The following is an 18475-nucleotide window of genomic DNA, read 5'->3' as shown; positions in this document are numbered from 1 at the left end:
TGGTCGTGTCGGTGGTGAGCCACGGACATGGCGCTCATATCCAGAGGCTGCTTGAGTGCCTGGCTTCGGCGCGCCTTGCGCCGGTGTCCCGTGTGGTGTTGACGCTCAACATTCCCGAGGCGGAGCCCCAGGCGCCCGTGGCCGGCTGGCCCTTTGCTCTGGAGATCCGGCGCAATGCGCAGCCTCTGGGGTTCGGCTGCAACCACAACCGGGCGCTGGCGAGCGCACGGGAGCCGTTTGTCTGCGTGATCAATCCCGATGTGTTCTGGAGCGAGCAGGAGGAGCCGTTGCAAGACCTTCTGGCGCTGGTGGCCCGTCCGGGACTGGCCCTGGCCTATCCCCCGCAGATCGGTGAAGACGGCGCGCTGCAGGATTTCGAACGGGAGTTGCCATCGCTGTGGAATTTGCTGCGGCGCAAGCTGCGCGGGCGCGTGGAGCGGCGTGTGGAATGGGTGAATGCGGCCTGCCTGGTGCTGGGCCGGGACAGTTGGCTGCGGCTGCGTGGGTTTGACGAAGGTTTCTATATGTATTGTGAGGATGTGGATCTGTGCCTTCGCCTGCGGGTGCTGGGCGGAGAACTCAGGCGCGGCGGTTTGCCTGTGGTCCATGCGGGCCAGAGGGCGAGCCGGCGCAGCCTGCGCCACGGCGCATGGCACGTGGCCAGCCTGCTGCGGCTGTGGAGCCGGCCGGCTTACCGCAAGGCCAGGGCCCTGCCGCAGGCAGCGCTCTCGCTGCGCAGCCTGCGTGGAGAACCATCGTGATCTGGATGTCGGTACTGGCCTTCATGGTCTCCTTCATCGGCTGTGCGCTGCTGCTGCGCTGGGCCCGGCGGTCCGCAACGTCCTCCTACGGATACGACAAGCCTCAGCGTTTCCACATGGGCGAGGTACCCCGGCTGGGGGGCGTGCCCATGTACCTCGGGCTGGCTGTCTCCTGGGGAGTCGGCACCTGGCTGAGCATGCGCGGAGATCCTTCGTCGCTGCGCATGCAGCTGTGGGTCGTCGTATGCCTGGCCGCCATGCTGCCGGCCGTGGTCGGGGGGATCATCGAGGATGTATCGCAGCGCCTGAGCGTGCGCTACCGGCTGGTGCTGACCCTGCTGAGCGCCGTGTTGGCGGTTTTGCTGTGCGGCCTCACCGTGCCCCGGCTCGGCTGGCCCTGGCTGGAACAGGCGCTGGGTCCTGCCATGCCCTGGCTGGGCATGGGCCTGGCGGTGCTGGCGCTGACAGGCCTGCCCCATGCCTTCAACATCATCGACGGCTACAACGGGCTGGCGGGCATGGTGGCCACCATCATCTGCCTGGCGCTGGCCCATGTGGCCTTGCAGGTGGGCGACCGCACGCTGGCCGCCATGCTGGTGACGCTGGCCGCCGCCACCTGCGGCTTCCTGGTCTGGAACTACCCGCGCGGCATGATGTTTGCCGGCGATGGCGGAGCCTATGTCTGGGGCCTGGCGATTGCCCTGGCCAGCATCGCCCTGGTGCAGCGCAATTCCGCAGTCTCTCCATGGTTTCCCATGCTGCTGCTGATCTATCCGGTCTGGGAGACGGTGTTCTCCATCTACCGCAAGCTGATGCGCGGCATGTCGCCGGGCATGGCGGATGCCCTGCATTTCCACCAGCTCATCTATCGGCGCATCGTGCGCGGCGTGTTCGACGATGATCTGGCCCGGCGCATGCTTCGCCGCAATAACCGGACCTCCCCCTATCTGTGGGCCTTCACGCTGCTGACCGTGGTGCCTGCGCTGCTGTTCTGGAGCAATACACCGGTCCTGGTGGGGTTCTGCCTGCTGTTCGTGGTCAGCTACGTGGTGGCCTATCTGGCCATCGTGCGCTTCAAGCTGCCGGGCTGGATGCAGAACAATGGATGATGACCGGGCGCCATGGGCGTTCCGTCATCCGGGCATGCAACACTGCCGCGCAGTTGCGGCACAATGCCCGCCTTGTTGTTGACTACTTCCACGCCCCCGGGCTAGCACCATGAACGATATCCTCTCGATTGCCCCCCGCGACAAGGCCGAAATCCTCGCCCAGGCCCTGCCCTACATCCGCAAGTTCCATGGCAAGACCATGGTCATCAAGTATGGCGGCAACGCCATGACCGATCCGGCCCTGCAGGCCGACTTCGCGGAAGACGTGGTGCTGCTGAAGTTGGTGGGCATGAATCCGGTGGTGGTGCATGGCGGCGGGCCGCAGATCGAGACGGCCCTGAACCGCCTGGGCAAGAAGGGCGAGTTCATCCAGGGCATGCGCGTGACCGACGCGGAGACCATGGAAGTCGTGGAATGGGTGCTGGCCGGCGAGGTGCAGCAGGACATCGTGGGCCTGATCCACCAGGCCGGTGGCAAGGCCGTGGGCCTGACAGGGCGCGATGGCGGCCTGATCCGCGCACGCAAGCTCAAGATGGTCGACAACAAGGATCCGAACATCGAGTACGACGTGGGCCAGGTGGGCGACATCGTCTCCATCGACCCCAGCGTGGTGCGCGCGCTGCAGGATGACGCCTTCATCCCCGTGATCAGCCCCATCGGCTTTGGCGAGGAAAACGAGAGCTACAACATCAACGCCGACGTGGTCGCCAGCAAGCTGGCCACGGTGCTGCAGGCCGAAAAGCTGGTGCTGCTGACCAACACCCCCGGCGTGCTGGACAAGGCGGGCAGCCTGCTGACCGACCTCACGGCGCGCGAGATCGACGCCCTGTTCGCCGACGGCACCATCTCGGGTGGCATGCTGCCCAAGATCAGCGGCGCCCTGGATGCCGCCAAGGCCGGCGTCAACGCCGTGCACATCATCGATGGCCGCGTGCCGCATGCCATGCTGCTGGAAATCCTGACCGACCAGGCCTACGGCACCATGATCCGCAGCCATTGAGGCCCGATGGCGCGGACTTTGCGGTTCGCGTTACCATCGCGCATGGCCCGGGCGTGGTCTGACGGCCTGGGCCGGTCTGCTGCAAGCCGCCTTTGGGCGGCTTTTGTTTTTTAGGTTTGATATGCGTTTGCTTCTTGTGGAAGACGATGTGATGGTGGCCAGCGGCATCAAGCTGGGGCTGTCCGATGCGGGGTATGCCGTGGACTGGGTCGGCAGTGCCGAGCGCGCCCTGGAGGTGCTGGCCCAGGAAGCCTTCGACCTGGCCGTGATCGACATCGGCCTGCCCGGTATCGACGGGCTGGAGCTCACGCGCCGCCTGCGCAGCAGCGCGGTGGAGAGCTCGGCCATGCCCGTGCTGATTCTGACGGCGCGCGACGCGCTGCAGGACCGCGTGCAGGGCCTGGACCAGGGCGCCGACGACTACATGGTCAAGCCCTTCGAGCTTCCTGAACTGCTGGCCCGGCTGCGCGCGCTGCTGCGCCGATCACAGGCAGCCACATCGGCCGTCCTCAGCTTCGGTCCCATCGAGCTGGACACGGCAGGCCGCCGCGCCGGCGCGCGCCAGCCTGCACAAGACGATGAGAGCGAGGGAAAGCTGCTGCCCATCGACCTGGGCCCGCGCGAATGGACCGTGCTGGAATACCTGCTGATCCACGCGCCCAAGCCGGCCAGCAAGGACAAGCTGCTGCAGGCGCTCACGGGCTGGGACCGAGAGATCACGCCCAATGCGGTCGAGGTCTATGTCTCTCGCCTGCGCAGCAAGCTGGAGCCGCACGGCGTGGCCCTGCGCTCCATCCGGGGCTTCGGCTATCGGCTGGAACTCTCGCATACCGTTGCCTGATGCGGACATGGCGCATGGCCCCAGGCGCTGACCGCCCATGACAGCCAATCTGCGACTTCGCCTGCTGGTGCTGCTGGTGGTGCCGCTGACGCTGCTGGCGCTGATGGGCGGCTGGTTCGGCTACCGCTCGGCAGACGAGGCCTCCACCCAGCATGACCAGCGCCTTTTGCGCCTGCTGCCCGCGCTGGCCGACTCCGTGCTGGCACCGTCGATTGCCGAGGGAACGCCGCCGCTGGTCGCGCTGACGCCCGCCATCGAGGAAGTCTTGCGCCAGCGCGGCAACGACGTCGGATATGCCGTGGGCGACCTGCAGGGCCATGTCGTTGCCGGCGACACCTGGATCCGCTTCGATGTGCCTTCCACGCCGCTGGCCGAGTTCCACAGCCAGGAGCATGACGGCCTGACCTACCGCGTGGCCGTCATGCGCGCCGAAACCTATGGCGCCGGTGAAATGGTGCTCGTGCTGGCCGACGGTGGCGACGTACGCCAGCAATGGGTGCGCCAGTTGCTGCTGCATGTGCTGCTGCCCAGCGTTCTGCTGATCGCGGGCGCTGGCATCGCCATCTACTGGTCGGTCAGCCGGGCCTTCCGGCCGCTGCTGACCCTGACCCAGGCTGTGGAGCGGCGCTCGCCGCGCGACCTCAGTCCCATCTCTGAGCACAGCTCGCCGGCCGAGGTCCGCCCGCTGGTGCGCTCGCTCAACCGATTGTTTGCACTGGTCAACGCCCAGGCCGAAGGCCAGCGGCGCTTTGTGGCCGATGCCGCCCATCAATTGCGCACGCCTCTGGCGGCCTTGCAAGCCCAGGTCGAGGCCTGGGCGCTGAGCGCGCAGGCTGCCCAGGCCGAAGCGAGGCGCAAGGGCACCGAGGCCCAGGTGGTGCTCAGCGTGACGCAGATCGAGCAATTGCGCGACGCCACGCGGCGCACCTCGCAGCTGGCACGCCAGTTGCTGGCGCTGTCACGTGCCGACGCCCGCAATGCCGAAGTCCAGCCGCTGCAGCAGGTGGACCTCAAGGACCTGTGCGAAAGCATGCTGGAAATGTTCTTCGACCAGGCCAGCGCCAAGGGGCTGGACTTCGGCCTTGACGTTGCTCCGGCCAGTGTCTGGGGTCACAGCTGGCTGCTGCGCGAACTGGTGTCCAATCTCGTGGACAACGCCATCAAGTACACGCCGCCCGGCGGTAGCGTCACGCTGCGCTGCGGCATGTACCATGGCGCGGTGCAGTCTGCGGATGAGCCGCCAGGGTGGGCCTTCCTGGAGATCGAGGACGATGGCCCCGGCGTGCCCGAGGCCGAGCGCTCGCAGATCACGCAGCGCTTTTACCGCGCCCAGGGTGCGTCCGGCGATGGAACGGGGCTGGGATTGGCGATTGCCGATGAAATCGCCCTGTTGCACCAGGGCACTCTGGCCTTTGGCGCTGGCGCGCAGGGCAAGGGCCTGCTGGTACGCTTGGAGCTTCCATTGCAAATGCCGGCCGTGCTCTCGGAAACAGTAGCAGCGCAGCCAACAGGGACGCGATCCTGACGGTTGCGCTCATGGGGACAGCTTTGTGCGGAGTTGCCGCCGAGGGCTGTGAGAGAATTACTTACAAATAGTTGATCTGCTTATGTCCGAGTCTGAAGTCCTGTCGCCTTTATCCGCTCCTGGCGCTGATGTCGTTTCCGACGAAGCCGCCTCCGCTTCCGCCCCCACGCCTGCGCGCAAACGCCCCAAACCCGGGGAGCGGCGCGAGCAGATCCTTCAGGCGCTTGCGGCCATGCTGGAAAAGCCCGGCGCAGAACGCATCACCACGGCAGCGCTGGCCGCTCACCTGGGCGTCAGCGAGGCGGCCCTGTACCGCCACTTCGCCAGCAAGGCACAGATGTTCGAAGGCCTGATCGAGTTCATCGAGCAATCCGTCTTCACGCTGGTGCAGCAGATCGTCGGGCGGGATGTGCCGGAGGAAGAGCGTCCCGCAGTGGATGGCATGCGCCAGGCCAGCCGCGTGATCTCGCTGGTGCTGCAGTTCGGCGAGCGCAACCCCGGCATGGTGCGCGTCATGGTGGGCGATGCCATCGTCTTCGAGCACGAGCGTCTGCAGGCCCGCATGAACCAGTTCTTCGACCGCATCGAATCCACGCTGCGCCAGTGCCTGCGCCCCGCCGCCGGTGCGCTGGGCTCCTCCGCCCCGACGGTCGATGCCCAGGTCGCCGCCAGCGTGCTGACGTCGTTCGCGCTGGGCCGCCTGCAGCGCTACGCACGCTCGGGTTTCCGCCGCCTGCCGACCGAGCATCTGGAAGCCAGCCTGGCCTTGATGGTCTGAACACGGCCCAGCGGACCCCAGGGTCCGCTCTGCAGCAAAGCCACCCGCTTGCGCCGGTGGCTTTTTTGCGACCAGGGCCTTGCTTCTTCGCGGTGGCAGTGCTCAGCCGGCAAGATTGCGCCGTCGCCTGGCCGGTGCTGTCACGCCCAGCGCCGCAACGATGCGCCCCACCTGGCCTTCCGTAATCCCATGCTCGGCAGCCAGTTGCCGGGCCGTCTTGTCCGTGGCGTAGTCTGCGGCGATACGCTGGTTGCGTAGTGCCTGCAGTGCGCGCGCTGCCCTGGGCAGCTGGAAGTGGGGCAGGCCTCCATACTCACGGGCGAGCTGGAGCAAGGCTTTCACGCCTATGGTGGCCGCATAGGGATGCTCGGGTGTGACCTTGTCCGGCGTGGGAACGTAGATGCGCAGCCCACCCCAGCGCTGCACCAAGGCCATCGTGGGCTGCAGTCCGATCAGGCGCTCGAAGTCCTGCAGCAGGGGCGGGAGCAGATCACTGCAAGTGCCATGGCGCGGGTCAATGGCAGCTGCTCCGGGCGTGGGTATGCCGATGGTGGGGGGCAGGGTAGCAGGCCGAAAGCCCTGGAAGACAGGTGCCGGATGGTGTTCGGAATGCATTTTGGCTGTACGCTCTTGGTTCAAAAGGAAACGGTTCAATTTGAACCATATTCTTGGTCCATAACGAACCACTGTCAAGATTCGCCATGCCTGCAAAACCAGTGACTGATGCGCTTACATCCAACGTTGATGAGGTACTGGCGCGCATGGCTGAAGCCTTGGGACCCGACTGGATGGCGGGCATGGAGGTTCAGCCTGAAACGGTGCGGACCTGGCGCAAGCGCGGGGAAGTGCCAGCACGGCAACTGCTGCGGGCCTCGCAGCGAGCGGGCCGGCCGCTGGAGTATTTCAACGGCACGGGCGCAGCGAAGCCTGGGGCTCGGCATGGTGGGGCGGCCGAAGACGAGTTCACGCAGATCGAGATGCTCGATGCGCACGTCAGCGCAGGGCATGGGGCCGTCAACGGCCCCGACGAGGTGATAGGCCGCTTCGCCTTCCGTTCGTCCTGGCTGCAGTCCAAGGGGCTGGGCAGACACAACGCCAAGATCGTGCGTGCCCGTGGAAGATCCATGGCGGACCGCATCAACGATGGCGACATCCTGCTGGTCAACACCTCGGTCGATACGCTGACCCAGGATGGTGTCTATGTGATCGAGCTGGAGGGTGAGAACTACGTCAAGCTGCTGGAGCGCGACTTCAGCACGGGCGGTGTGCGCATCGTCAGCTACAACCCCGCTTATCCGCCCCAGGTTCTGGAAGGCGAAGCGGCCAACCGGCTGCGCATCTGCGGCCGGGTTCTCTGGCACGGCGGAGAACTCTAGCCCCCGGGCCGCGCCGCCCAGCATCGCTCCAAAGACTTTGCCGCGGGCCTGAGGCCAGCCTGCGCGCTTCCGTCTTCACCCAGCCTTTCTCGTCCTCCTCTTTCGTGCGTCCGTGCCTGCCCGAGCGGCAGGACGTTTGCGCTTGCCTGGCCGTTGGGATGTGCCGGGCCAAGGCACATGTGGCTGGCATCCAGGTCCGCTGCGCCTGAGAAGGCGCGCGCCTGTGGACGCTGAAACCGGGCCTGCATATGCAGGCCTTATTCATTTTTGCCTGCCTCGGCACAGTCACTCCATCGCAACGACGCATCTTTTTCTGCGTCCCCCAACGGAGTGACCCATGTACGCCATCGCACAACTGTTCCTGCTCTTTGCCGCTCATCTGCGGCCCATCGTGGCCGAGGCTGCGGCCAGTGTGGTGGCGGCCTTTCCGGTGCTGCGCTCATGAATGCACTGGCCCAGCATCGCAACGCCATCGTGGCCATCCTGGCCTCGGTGCCGCAGATCGGCGTTGTGCAGGACCGCGAACGCCATGCCGCCAGCGATGCCGAACTGGCAGCCCTGTTCACGTACACGCCGCCTGCAGCAGGCACGGCCCATGTCCGCGGCTGGTGGCTGCGCAGAAGCAGCACGGCCGAGCACGGCAGCAGCACGGCCCGCACGGTAAGCGTGCACCAGTGGACGCTGCATGGCTACCTGGCCATTGCCGACGCCCAGGCCAGCGAGTTGTTGCTGGACGACCTGGTCGAGCAGTTCCGCGCCCTGGTGCGAGCCGATCCGACCCTGGGCGGCGCGTGCCAGCCCGGTCCCCTGGCAGGCAGCGACGACAGCACCGATGGCGTGCAGCTCATGCGTGCCGAGCCTGTGGATTTCGCGGGAGTGCGTTGCCACTCCGTTGTCCTGCAACTCAGAACCTGGAGCTACCTGTGACCTGCACACCCCCGAACCGGGCCTAGACCGGATAACCCGCACCTTTCCCGCAACCCCTGTGGCCCGCGGCGCTGGAGGACGGCGCCCAAGGTCGCGAAACATCTCTTCATCTCTTCAAAGGATTCTCCAAATGGCAGCAAAAATCATGCGCAAGATGGCCCTCCTGGCCCTGGTTGAAACCGTTGTCGGCACGGCTGTCGTACCGCTGGCGGCCAATGCCATGTTGGTCAGCGACGTGACCCTGACCCCCATCGAGGGCGACGTGGTCGAGCGCAACAACATCCGTCCCTTCTTCGGCTCCAGCGGCAGCACCCTGGTCACCGAATACCAGAAGGTGTCGTTCTCCGTGGAATTCGCGGGTGTGGCCGCAGCGGGTGAGCGTCCCGGCGTGACCGACCTGTTGCGTGCGTGCGCCGCCAGCGCCAGCACCGAGACTGGCGTGAAGACAGTCTTCTCTCCCGTGACCGACGGCATCCAGAGCGTGACCATCTACGGCAACGTGGACGGCACCCTCTACAAGATGCATGGTGCACGCGGCGAGGTGGAGTTCAGCACCGATGCCAAGGCCATTCCCAAGTGGAAGTTCGAGTTCACGGGCTCCTTTGTCCCCGCCGTGGATGAGGCCCTGCCGGCTGTGGACTACAGCGACTTCGTCGCTCCTCTGGGCGTCAACAAGACCAACACCCAACTGACCCTCGATGGCCTGGCGGTGGCCTGCAGCGCCTTCAGCTTCAAGTGCGGCAACCAGGTGGTCAAGCGAGACCTGATGAACGTGGACACCGTGGAAATCACGGACCGAAAGTCCACGGGTAGCGTCACCTTCGAGAACACCAGCGTGGCCACCAAGGACTGGATCGGCCTGGCGCGCGCCAGCGCCATCGTGCCCGTCACGCTCAAGCATGGCCCCGGCGCCACCAACACCGTCAGTTTCAAGAGCGCGCGCGCCCAGATCGGCAAGCCGACTTACAGCGACAGCGATGGCGTGCAGATGATCACGATCCCCCTGTCGTTCATTCCCTCCGACGCGGGCAACGACGAATGGTCCATCGAGATCTGACGCCTCACCTCCCTGCCTGACAACTACACATCCAAGGATCACCATGGCCGTCAAGATTTCCGGGCTCAAGCCCACCATCTCCGTTCCCGCAACGCTGTACCTGCCCGTCGATGAGGGCAGGTTCGGAGCCCATCACTTTGCCGTCGTGTTCAAGCGCCTGGGCAAGGCGCGGCGTGACGAGATCAATGAACTCATCGTCGTCGGCAAGCCCGCCACGCAGCCCGATGGCTCGCAGGAGGTACGGCGCATGACCATCCCTGAACTGCTCGACGAAGTGGTTGTGGGCTGGGAGGGGATGCTGGGCGACGAAGGAACACCCGTGCCCTACAGCCGCGACGAGCGCCTGGCGGCCGAGGAGGCCTACCCGGGACTGGAGCAGGCCATGGCCGTGGCCTGGTTCGACGGACTCAACGTGCACCAGCGGGATGCCGCCACAAAAAACTCCGTGGCGCTGTCCGGCATCACCTCGGCCTCGACGGCGCAGACCGCTATCTCGTAGACGACGAGCTGCGCACCCAGTGCGCGCAGATGGGGATCGACCCCGACCGGATGGTGCCCGGCGATCTGCAACGGCAGCACCCCGAGGACTACGAACTGTGGCCGGAGCATGCGATGGCCTGGAGCGTGTACCTCGGCTGCTCCACCCAGTGGCGTAGGACGGCCACGCCCTGGGGCCAGTGGCACTGGGACGGGCTGGATTACGCCGGGGTCGAGATCGTGATGCGCCGCTACGCGGTGCCCGCCGCGCAGCGCGGCGAGGTCTTCGCGCAATTGCAGGTACTGGAGGCGCAGGCGCTGCGCCAGCTCAACCGGGGCTGAGGCATAGGGGCCTCGGCTCCGGCCTTTCAAGACAAACACAAGCGGTCAAGCATACCGAACAGAGATCAGCATGAGTACAGCGGTCAAAAGCATAGGCATCGCCGAGACGCCCAGCCTGAGCGAGCTGCGTGCGCAGAATGCCCAGTTCTCCCAGGAGCTCGACAAACTCCACGGCAAGCTGCAGCAGGCGTATGCCGGCATGTCGCAGTTCGCAGGTGCCTCAACGGACACGGCGCTTGTGTCGGCGCGTGCCAGCGTCGATATCGAGAGCCTGTCTACTTCCATGGGCAAGATTGCAGGCCGCGCCAATGCCATGCTGGAAGTGGCGGGTTCGGCGGCCAAGGTGGGAGAGGCGCTCTACACGGCCAGTGCCCAGACAGAGAATCTGCGTACACGGCTGGACCTTGCCACCGGCGGCAAGGGCGCGCAGGAACTGGCCTATGTCACGGCCCTGGCCGATCGGCTGGGCCTGCAGCTCAATGCCACCGGCCAGGCCTACGCCGACTTCGCCACCAAGGCGCGAGGTACGGCGCTGGAGGGCGCGCAGGTGCAGACCATCTTCACGGGGATTGCCTCGGCCAACGCGGCCATGGGCCTTTCCGTGGAGCAGGGCAATGCCTCGTTGGCAGCCGTACTCGACCTGATGGGCAAGGGGACGATAGGCGCGTCGGACTTCAGCGAGAAACTGGGACATATCCCGGAGGCGGCGCTGGTCGGCGCTCAGGCCCTGGGTGTGACACAGGAGCGGTTCTCCCAGATGCTGCAGACCGGCGAGGTCGTGACGCAGGACTTTCTGCCCCGTTTCTCGCAGGCGCTGCAAAGCTCCCTGGGAGAGGGGACGGACAAGGCGGCGGACAGGCTGGATGCCGGCACCCAACGCATGGCCAACGCCTGGGACAAGCTCAAGTCCGCCGTGGGAGATTCCGGCATCAGCCATATGATCTCCTTTGGCATGAATGCAGCGGCCAACGACATGAACGCCTTTTCGGAGTCTATGTCGCGCGCGCGTGACAACGGGTCGGGCTTCCTGGGCCAGATCAGCAGCGGGCTGGGAAACATCGCCGGGCGCGCGGTGGGCTTGCAATACATCAGCACGGCCTTCCAGTCGAATGCGGAAAAGGCAGCCTATCTGGCCAAGGAGCTTCCGCGCGCCAGGGCTGAATTGGAGATGCTGCAGGCCAAGGGGGCAGCCACATCGCGCAATGTATGGGTGCGCACGGCCCATGACGATGCCCAGCGGCTGGTCGAAAAATTGCAGCAGGTGCAGCGCGAATTGATGGCGGCACAGGGTCAGCGCAATGCAGGCGGCGGCCGCGGGTTCATCAATCCGCCGCTGGTGGGACAGCCACAGCCGCAGGAGCAAAGCAAGAAAACCGATGCGCCTGCGCAGAAGAAAGAGCCGCCTGCGGTACCCCGCACCGTCAGCTACGCACCACCGGCCGTGCCAGCCAGAACGCAGCAGGACGATGAGGAGCTCAAGCGCGATCAGGAACTGCAGAAAAGGCAGCAGGAGGTGGCGCAACTCGTCAAGGAACACCAGGCCAAGGCCGAACTGGCTGAAAAGAACCTGGACCTCGCCCGGCAGGAAACGCGCGCGATTGGCCTGACCGGTGAGGCGTTGGGACAACTGCGCCAGGAGCAGGTCGAGAAGACCATCGCGGAGATGGAAGACAACGCGGCCGGGCAAGAGAGTGTCCGCTGCTCCAGGGAGGTCGCCGAGGCCGTTGGCAAAGAGGCCGAGGCCACGCGCGAACTCGCCCGGGTCAAGGGCTACAACGAGTCTGCCAGCAAGGTGGACGAGTACACCAAAAGCGTGAAGGCGGCCAGTGAGGCGGTGCAGTTCGAGCAGTCTCTGGCAGCCATGTCGGAACGCGACCGCAAGATCGCGCTGGAGCAGTACCAGGTCGCGATCGAGCTCAAGAAAAAGCTCGAAGACATCTCGGCCAAGAATCCGGATGATGCGGCTGGCGCCCAGAAACTCAAGGACGACGCCACGGCCGCAGCCAACCAGGCCAAGGCCAATGTTGCCGAACGTGTCCGCATGCAGGAGACCCAGAAATCGGTCGACCAGATGGACGAGATGTTCCGCAAGGGCTTCACGGACATGCTGGCCAACGGCACCGAAGGCTGGCGTACCTTCACCAAGAGCCTGAGTGCGACGTTCAAGGCCTCTGTGGCCGATGAGATGTACAAGGCGTTTGCGCGGCCGTTTCTCGTGCCTGTCTTCGCTCAGCTCAGGGGGTTCGTCGGCAACTTCCTCGGTCAAGGCGGTGCTCCGGGAACAGCGGGCGCTGGTGATGCGCAGGGCACGGGCCTGGGCGGTGGATTGACGGACTGGTCCACCTGGGGCACCTCGGCGCAGAAGTACCTGAATGAATCCGCACTCAAGCTCATGTCCAATGGCTGGAACATGGCCGGTGAAGCACTGCAGGACCTGGGCAAGACCGTGGGCCGGTTCGACACCTGGCTGAAAGACATTCCCGGTTTCCAGGGAGGGATTGGCTCTGCTGCCGGTTACCTGGGAAGCCTGTACAGCCTGTCCCAAGGACAGTACGGAGCCGCTGTGGGTCAGGCGGTGGGAACCTGGATCCTTCCGGGCATCGGCTCGATGATCGGCAGCTTCCTAGGTGGAGCGCTCGACAAGGCCTTCGGCTCCCGCGGCGCCAACCATGGCGGCGCGGCCTACAGCACGGCCGGCATTGGCAATGACAAGGCGGCCGAGCAGCTGTTCGGCCGCGCGGCAGGCGACTGGTACGACGATCTGACACGCCGCCACAGCGATGGCATCGAAAAGCAGCTCAAGACCAGTCTGGACGGACTGGCCCTGGTCTACGGATCCCTGGGCAAGTACGCCACGGGCGGAGTGCGCGACATCGACTTGGTGGGCGGCTTTGCCGCCAACGGAAAGTACACCGACGAGGACGCCTACGGCTACGCCAAGATCATCGACAAGACGACCGGCATGATCCTGGCCGGCTTCGAGAACCGCTCGCTGGGCAACAACCCGGAAGAGGCCTACAAGGCCTTCCTGGGCCAGACCGGTTCCCTGCTGGTGTCCGAACTCAAGAAGGCGGACCTGCCCAGCTGGATGCGCACCACGCTGGACTCGCTGGGCGAAGCACCCAATGTCGAGGCGTTGCAGGCCGCCTTCCAGACCATCGACCTGATCGGCCGCTCCTTCGAGGAACTGGGCAAGAAGATCACGGGCTTTGCCGACCTGACCGACCTGGCCTTCGAGTCCCTGATCAAGGCTTCGGGCGGCATCGAGGCGCTGAATACCAACGCGGGCAGCTTCTACCAGAACTTCTACAGCGAGGATGAGCGCAAGACCATCGCCAAGCGCGAGGTGGGCAGCAAGCTCAAGGACCTGGGCGTGGACATCGACCTGGATGCCGACGACGCCCAGGCCCGGTTCCGCAAGCTGGTGGAGGACAAGCTCAAGGCAGCCAACTCCGAGGAGGCGAATGCCAAGGTATTGAAGGACGCCATCTCGAAGGTCCAGGGCACGCAAGGCCTCAAGGACATGGCCAAGACTGGCGCCTTCAAGGACTGGGCCAGCTCCACCCTGGGAGAAGGTTCGGGCGATATCGGGAAACTCGCGGCTGATCTCGAGAACCTGGCAAACACCAGCACGTCGCTGGCCGACTTCACTGCCGGTATGGACAAGCTGATCGGCAATATCGGCGGCACCGGCAAGTCTTCGGCCGAGACCGCTGCCGAGCTGCTCAAGCTCAACGACACGTTCAAGGCCGTTACCAAGACATCCGAGGATGCTGCGGCGGCTTCGGCCAAACAGGCGGAGGAAGCCAAGCGCAAGCAGGAGGAGCAGGCGCAGGAGGCGAAGAAGAAGAACGAGGCCGATACGGATGCGGCGTGGAGCCTGCTGCAGCGTTCCGTCGATGCGGAGCGCTCGGCCATACAGGCACGCATCGATGTCGCGCAGGAGCGCGTGGATACCGAGCGCGCCCTCATGGACACCTTGCGCGGGCATGTCGTCGAACTGCGCGGCCAGATCGAGAGCACCCAGGCCATGGCCTTGGCCAGAGCCAACGAGGTCATTGACCAGGCACTGGCTGCGTACCGGCGCACGGGCTATCTGCCCGAATCGGCTGACATCGGCGAGGCCGTCTCGGCTGCGCGCGGCGGTATTTCCTCGGGCAACTTCCGCTCGCGCCTGGACTATGAGGCCGCGCAGTTGATCCTGGCCAACAAGCTCGAAGTGCTGCATGACGCGGCGGGCGAGCAGCTGTCTGCCGATGAATTGATTCTGGAGCAGGAAAAAAGCCAGGTCGATGCGTTGGACCGGCTGCTCAAGACCGAGAAGGAGGCGCTGGACATAGCGCGTGGCATCGACACGCGGCTGCTGTCGTCCGATCTCGCATGGGCGGAATTCCGCGCGGCACTGCTCAAGGAGAGTGTAGGCCATGGCAGCGCAGGCGATCTGGACGGGGCTGACGGCAAGAGCGAAAGCGGCTTCGGCCCTGGCGGTGGAGATGGTTCAGGCGCTGATCGGGCAAAGCGCATCGCTGAGACCTATCGCAGGTACGAGGGGACTGGGGATGTCGCAGGCTTGGTGCGAGATATCAAGGCGGCTGGCGGGACGGCAAAAGATATCGCGAATCTGGGAGGCTATGCGCTGGGCGACGTGAATGCTGTTCTAGACCAGATGGGAATCCCCCGATTCGCGCGAGGTGGCGATCACGCCGGAGGCGTGCGCATGGTCGGCGAATTGGGGCCTGAGCTGGAATTCACCGGCCCATCGCGCATCTACAGCGCACAGAGAACCCAGCAACTGTTCGCCGGAATGGGGGGCGGTGAAACATCCAGGCAGATCCAGGCATTGCATCAGTTGATCTTTGACATAGGCCGTCAGCAGATTGTGCTGTTGCACAGCATGGAGGGCTTGGCACGCAAGGCCGATGCGTTGGGTATCAAGCGGAGGGTCGCAGCATGAGCACGAATGGCGCATTCACGAAAGGCATGGGCTTTCTGCCTCCCATCGCCGTCACGCTTTCCAATATGACAACAAACGTTGCACCCAGTGAACTGGCGCCCTGGATGGTCAACAAGACGTATGCCCTGGGTGACGAGATCATTGACGTCACAGGACTCATTTGGCGATCCCTGGTCGCAGGCAATACGGGCAATGCTCCAGCAACGTCCGAAGGGAAATGGCAACGGCGCGGTGTGGAAAACCGCTTGCGCATGTTCGATGCAAGTCTGGGTTCCTACACGGAGGCTGACGACCTGATTGAGGTGCAGATCAAGCCAGGTTGCATCGTGACGGATATCGAGCTGCTGGGTATTCAGGCTCACACGGTCCAAGTGCTGATGCGCGATCCCGTCGATGGCGACGTATTCGACAGTGGCGCGCAACTCATGCTCAAGCCGTCGGGCAACTCCCACTGGAACTATTTCTTCGCCCCCATCGCTCGCGAACACAAGTTCTCCCTTACGGGTCTGCCGGCATACACCCAGGCCACCATCACGATTCGCATCAGCAACCGTGGGGCCAAGGCGCGCTGTGCGGAGGCAGTCATCGGTCGTGCCGTGTGGCTGGGCAACACACAGTGGCGACCCTCCATCAGTTTTGACGACTGGAGCCTCAAGAAGCGCGACGACTGGGGGGGCTGGGTAGCCGAGCCCGGCGCATACAGCGATCGCCTGAAGCTGCAGGTACTCGTTCACGGCACGCAGTACGAGCGCGTGCGCAACGAAATCTTGGCGTACCGCGCCAGGCCGGTCGTATGGATAGGTGCGCGAGGCTACAGCGTGCTCACCACGTATGGCTACATCACGGGCTTCGACCAGGTACTGGTGGCCCATGGCTTCTCCGATTGCAACCTAACCATTGAAGGACTGGAAGACGATGAACTTCACGCAACCACCTGATCCACCGGATGAAGGAGTGTCGATACCCAACCGACGAACCGACCCGCAGGATGTATTCGACGTCAAGACTGATGTCTACCTGAATTGGCTTTCCGGCTTCAGAAGCTGGACAGCGGGTCTGGCCGGTTGGCTGAAGACCTTTCTTGCGGAACTAGTCCAGGCACTGCAGACAGTTGAAGCCAATAAGAACGCCGCCCAGGCTGCCGCCGCAGCTTCGGCCACTAGCGCACAGAACGCCGCCTTGGTCGCCGGGGCGCAGCGCTGGGAGCCGGGCAACTATGCCCAGGGCGATGCAGTCTGGTCGCCTATCTCGCTGCTGACCTATCGGCGTGTACAAGTGGGGCTCTCAGCCAGCGCCATTGACCCCGCACAGGACCCTGCCGGCTGGCGGCTGTCAGGCTCTCCCATGTCGATGCCGCAGCAGGATCTGACCTCAGCTGGGCCGCACCAGCTCATCGTCGGCATGCACTATCTGGTCACGCATCCCCTGTGCGTGTGCCTGATGCCTGCAGGCGCCGCGCCTCAGGACCAGTTGCGCGTCACCAACCGCTCCAACGCCCTGACGCCCGTGCTGCGCCGCAACGGCGGCAAGTTCTCCGGCATCGAGGACGACTTGGTGCTGGATTCGCGCTTCGCCGACCGCACCTTTACACAAACCGCAACCCTGGGGTGGATCTGATGCTTTCGTTCAATACCTTGTATGGCCAACCGGCTGCGCTCATGCGCCGGCGCATCTGGAGCGGCGAGGAGCGCAAGCTGCCTGCAGCCAGTGTGCGCGTGGAAAACATGTTCAAGGCGCACCAGGGCTTCCTGCCGAATTTTTCGTTAGGGGTTCCAACTCGAGCAGTGTGGAACGGCCGCGTGTATGCCGTCGCCACTGCCACGACGCTCTACACGACACCGGACCTGCGCACCATCACGTCCAGGTTTGTGACGACCGGGACGATCCAGGGCTTGGCACAGCACAACGGCACCATCGTCGTCAGCTATGTCGATGGATCGCAATACGGCCTGCGCGCGAGCACGAATGATGTGTCGTTCACGGCGCCCGCTGGCGCTCAAGCCGTGGCCGCGATCAGCCGGGCCGGTGGGTTCTTTTTTGGTCAGCAGACGTCGACCGGCCTCTCCTACTGCTACAGGTCCGTCGCAGGGACAGATACCTGGCTGAACACGCCCATGCCTTCGGGAGACCCATGGCATAAATTCCTTTTCAACGGGTCTGCTTATCTGGCATTGTCTGGAGCAGGCCCCTCCTGGATCAACGCTGCAGTGTCAGACTCCGGGGCCTCGTTCATCAGCTCCACCGGGTTCAACGCGCTGCGCAACACGGTATCAGCAGCATCGGCCGCGCTCAATCAGGGCATTGCGGTCGGCACAAAGTTCGTGCTGTTTGGTGCGGTGGGGAAGCGGATGTGGACGGCAACGTCCGAAGATGGGCACAACTTCGACCTGAAGGTCCAACTGCTGCCCCTGCTTGATGGAGAAGATGTCCAGAGCATCACGAGCGCAATCGTGCTGGACGGCGTGATCTATGCGCGGGCCGTGACGCTGGACAACGCCAATGCGAGCCGCTTACGCCTTGTGGCCTCATACGACGCTGGGGCGAACTGGCGCTTGTTCCCCCCAGCATTCGTCCCTCGAACAGGGGTAGTCGATGTGACAACCCCCATCTTTGCCCTGGAGCCTGGTAAGGGCTTGTTTCTCGGGACCCAAGGCATGGGACTGCTATCCGACGTCGACAACGACCGTGAGTTCTACTACGAACAGGGGGCCGCATGAATTACGAATATGACCTGTGGGGTTGGTATGTGGGCATGGCCACGTCGCCCAGCGAGCGCACGACCACGCTGCCGCCTGACAACATGCAGACCCACGACGCACCGGGCCGTCCGCGCAGCAACTTCACGGGCCTGGCCTGGGTCGAACTGCCTTATGAGGCCCTGCCCGAGCCGGTGCCCGAACCCGCGATGCCGGAGATCGTCATCACCGGCATCGCGGCCGACAAGGAGGACTTTGTACATACTCCCGACTTTACCGATGCGACGGTGCCGGTAGGCGCCACGCTGGCCTTCTCTGCCGAGCTGCGGGCAGGCGCGCAGGTGTTGGCCAAGGATGACAGCTTTCGACTGCCCATCCGGTCGCGCGATGGCCGCGAGCGCGTGGTGCTGGCCTCCATGGCCAAGGGCTTCATCCGTTTCTCTGTCCACTTCGAAGACAGTCGGGTCTGGGAAGTGACCGAAGCCATGGTCAATTCCGACCTTCCTCCCGAACGCCACATGCGCTTCAAGGGCATCAAGGTATTTGCCGTGGAGGCATGACTTGCTCTGAGGCGTGACAACCAACCAAGCCGGCACCTGCCGGCTTTTTTGCGCCTGCCCACAAGCTAGGTG

General features: G+C 64.5%; 17 protein-coding genes. 16 read left to right on the top strand and 1 reads right to left on the bottom strand.

The features are described 5' to 3' along the window. Positions 1-137 precede the first annotated feature (137 nt). The 6 genes from PO605_RS02945 (at position 138) to slmA (ending at position 6014) form a co-directional block, all read left to right on the top strand. Positions 138-761: a glycosyl transferase gene (locus PO605_RS02945; protein ID WP_231574550.1), complete on the top strand. Its 624-nt coding sequence runs from the start codon at positions 138-140 to the stop codon at positions 759-761. Positions 762-766: 5 nt separating this feature from the next. Further along, on the top strand, positions 767-1870 hold the full coding sequence (locus PO605_RS02940; RefSeq protein ID WP_082001651.1) for a glycosyltransferase family 4 protein: 1104 nt from the start codon (positions 767-769) through the stop codon (positions 1868-1870). A 109-nt stretch (positions 1871-1979) separates the two neighbouring features. Then, the gene (gene argB / locus PO605_RS02935; protein WP_012203251.1) at positions 1980-2870 is read left to right on the top strand and encodes an acetylglutamate kinase; all 891 of its coding nucleotides are present in this window, start codon (positions 1980-1982) and stop codon (positions 2868-2870) included. A gap of 121 nt (positions 2871-2991) precedes the next feature. Beyond that, positions 2992-3711, top strand: coding sequence for a response regulator transcription factor (locus PO605_RS02930; RefSeq protein ID WP_016446445.1), 720 nt, complete (start codon positions 2992-2994; stop codon positions 3709-3711). A 37-nt stretch (positions 3712-3748) separates the two neighbouring features. Beyond that, the gene (locus PO605_RS02925; protein ID WP_047474651.1) at positions 3749-5236 is read left to right on the top strand and encodes an ATP-binding protein; all 1488 of its coding nucleotides are present in this window, start codon (positions 3749-3751) and stop codon (positions 5234-5236) included. A gap of 82 nt (positions 5237-5318) precedes the next feature. Further along, on the top strand, positions 5319-6014 hold the full coding sequence (gene slmA / locus PO605_RS02920) for a nucleoid occlusion factor SlmA (protein WP_012203254.1): 696 nt from the start codon (positions 5319-5321) through the stop codon (positions 6012-6014). 102 nt (positions 6015-6116) lie between these two features. On the opposite strand, the gene PO605_RS02915 is transcribed toward slmA, so the two are convergent. Beyond that, a complete protein-coding gene (locus PO605_RS02915) occupies positions 6117-6629 on the bottom strand; it encodes a Mor transcription activator family protein (protein WP_047474649.1) in 513 nt (170 codons plus the stop codon). Positions 6630-6775: 146 nt separating this feature from the next. On the opposite strand from PO605_RS02915, the gene PO605_RS02910 reads away from it, so the two are divergent. The 10 genes from PO605_RS02910 (at position 6776) to PO605_RS02865 (ending at position 18403) form a co-directional block, all read left to right on the top strand. Continuing rightward, positions 6776-7390 (top strand): S24 family peptidase, encoded by a 615-nt coding sequence (locus PO605_RS02910; protein ID WP_013804208.1) that lies wholly within the window; start codon positions 6776-6778, stop codon positions 7388-7390. A 441-nt stretch (positions 7391-7831) separates the two neighbouring features. Continuing rightward, a complete protein-coding gene (locus tag PO605_RS02905) occupies positions 7832-8317 on the top strand; it encodes a hypothetical protein (protein ID WP_016446440.1) in 486 nt (161 codons plus the stop codon). A 130-nt stretch (positions 8318-8447) separates the two neighbouring features. After that, a complete protein-coding gene (locus tag PO605_RS02900) occupies positions 8448-9374 on the top strand; it encodes a phage tail tube protein (protein WP_047474647.1) in 927 nt (308 codons plus the stop codon). A 43-nt stretch (positions 9375-9417) separates the two neighbouring features. After that, positions 9418-9873 (top strand): hypothetical protein, encoded by a 456-nt coding sequence (locus tag PO605_RS02895; protein ID WP_012203259.1) that lies wholly within the window; start codon positions 9418-9420, stop codon positions 9871-9873. A 29-nt stretch (positions 9874-9902) separates the two neighbouring features. Continuing rightward, on the top strand, positions 9903-10193 hold the full coding sequence (locus tag PO605_RS02890; RefSeq protein ID WP_016446439.1) for a DUF1799 domain-containing protein: 291 nt from the start codon (positions 9903-9905) through the stop codon (positions 10191-10193). Positions 10194-10263: 70 nt separating this feature from the next. Then, complete coding sequence (locus PO605_RS02885) at positions 10264-15147, top strand: tape measure protein (protein ID WP_047474645.1); 4884 nt, start codon at positions 10264-10266, stop codon at positions 15145-15147. Further along, the gene (locus tag PO605_RS02880) at positions 15144-16085 is read left to right on the top strand and encodes a hypothetical protein (RefSeq protein ID WP_016451810.1); all 942 of its coding nucleotides are present in this window, start codon (positions 15144-15146) and stop codon (positions 16083-16085) included. The genes PO605_RS02885 and PO605_RS02880 overlap by 4 nt, the downstream gene beginning before the upstream one ends. Continuing rightward, positions 16063-16764, top strand: a complete 702-nt coding sequence (locus PO605_RS02875) for a hypothetical protein (RefSeq protein WP_016446436.1) — start codon at positions 16063-16065, stop codon at positions 16762-16764. The genes PO605_RS02880 and PO605_RS02875 overlap by 23 nt, the downstream gene beginning before the upstream one ends. Beyond that, on the top strand, positions 16764-17864 hold the full coding sequence (locus tag PO605_RS02870) for a hypothetical protein (protein WP_047474643.1): 1101 nt from the start codon (positions 16764-16766) through the stop codon (positions 17862-17864). Before PO605_RS02875 ends, PO605_RS02870 begins: the two co-directional genes overlap by 1 nt. After that, complete coding sequence (locus PO605_RS02865; protein WP_047474641.1) at positions 17861-18403, top strand: hypothetical protein; 543 nt, start codon at positions 17861-17863, stop codon at positions 18401-18403. Before PO605_RS02870 ends, PO605_RS02865 begins: the two co-directional genes overlap by 4 nt. The last annotated feature ends 72 nt before the right edge of the window (positions 18404-18475 follow it).

The organism is Delftia sp. DT-2, from assembly GCF_028401915.1.
GTDB classification, from domain to species: domain Bacteria; phylum Pseudomonadota; class Gammaproteobacteria; order Burkholderiales; family Burkholderiaceae_C; genus Comamonas; species Comamonas tsuruhatensis.
This window is presented reverse-complemented; position numbering and strand designations above follow the sequence as displayed.

What these genes read in the sequence shown, in the direction of transcription:
- PO605_RS02905 (WP_016446440.1), top strand. Translation starts at nt 7,832, where the DNA reads ATGAATGCACTGGCCCAGCATCGCAACGCCATCGTGGCCATCCTGGCC.
- slmA (WP_012203254.1), top strand. Translation starts at nt 5,319, where the DNA reads ATGTCCGAGTCTGAAGTCCTGTCGCCTTTATCCGCTCCTGGCGCTGAT.
- PO605_RS02930 (WP_016446445.1), top strand. Translation starts at nt 2,992, where the DNA reads ATGCGTTTGCTTCTTGTGGAAGACGATGTGATGGTGGCCAGCGGCATC.
- argB (WP_012203251.1), top strand. Translation starts at nt 1,980, where the DNA reads ATGAACGATATCCTCTCGATTGCCCCCCGCGACAAGGCCGAAATCCTC.
- PO605_RS02900 (WP_047474647.1), top strand. Translation starts at nt 8,448, where the DNA reads ATGGCAGCAAAAATCATGCGCAAGATGGCCCTCCTGGCCCTGGTTGAA.
- PO605_RS02915 (WP_047474649.1), bottom strand. Translation starts at nt 6,629, where the DNA reads ATGCATTCCGAACACCATCCGGCACCTGTCTTCCAGGGCTTTCGGCCT.
- PO605_RS02910 (WP_013804208.1), top strand. Translation starts at nt 6,776, where the DNA reads ATGGCTGAAGCCTTGGGACCCGACTGGATGGCGGGCATGGAGGTTCAG.
- PO605_RS02870 (WP_047474643.1), top strand. Translation starts at nt 16,764, where the DNA reads ATGCTTTCGTTCAATACCTTGTATGGCCAACCGGCTGCGCTCATGCGC.
- PO605_RS02880 (WP_016451810.1), top strand. Translation starts at nt 15,144, where the DNA reads ATGAGCACGAATGGCGCATTCACGAAAGGCATGGGCTTTCTGCCTCCC.
- PO605_RS02885 (WP_047474645.1), top strand. Translation starts at nt 10,264, where the DNA reads ATGAGTACAGCGGTCAAAAGCATAGGCATCGCCGAGACGCCCAGCCTG.
- PO605_RS02865 (WP_047474641.1), top strand. Translation starts at nt 17,861, where the DNA reads ATGAATTACGAATATGACCTGTGGGGTTGGTATGTGGGCATGGCCACG.
- PO605_RS02875 (WP_016446436.1), top strand. Translation starts at nt 16,063, where the DNA reads ATGAACTTCACGCAACCACCTGATCCACCGGATGAAGGAGTGTCGATA.
- PO605_RS02890 (WP_016446439.1), top strand. Translation starts at nt 9,903, where the DNA reads ATGGGGATCGACCCCGACCGGATGGTGCCCGGCGATCTGCAACGGCAG.
- PO605_RS02925 (WP_047474651.1), top strand. Translation starts at nt 3,749, where the DNA reads ATGACAGCCAATCTGCGACTTCGCCTGCTGGTGCTGCTGGTGGTGCCG.
- PO605_RS02940 (WP_082001651.1), top strand. Translation starts at nt 767, where the DNA reads ATGTCGGTACTGGCCTTCATGGTCTCCTTCATCGGCTGTGCGCTGCTG.
- PO605_RS02895 (WP_012203259.1), top strand. Translation starts at nt 9,418, where the DNA reads ATGGCCGTCAAGATTTCCGGGCTCAAGCCCACCATCTCCGTTCCCGCA.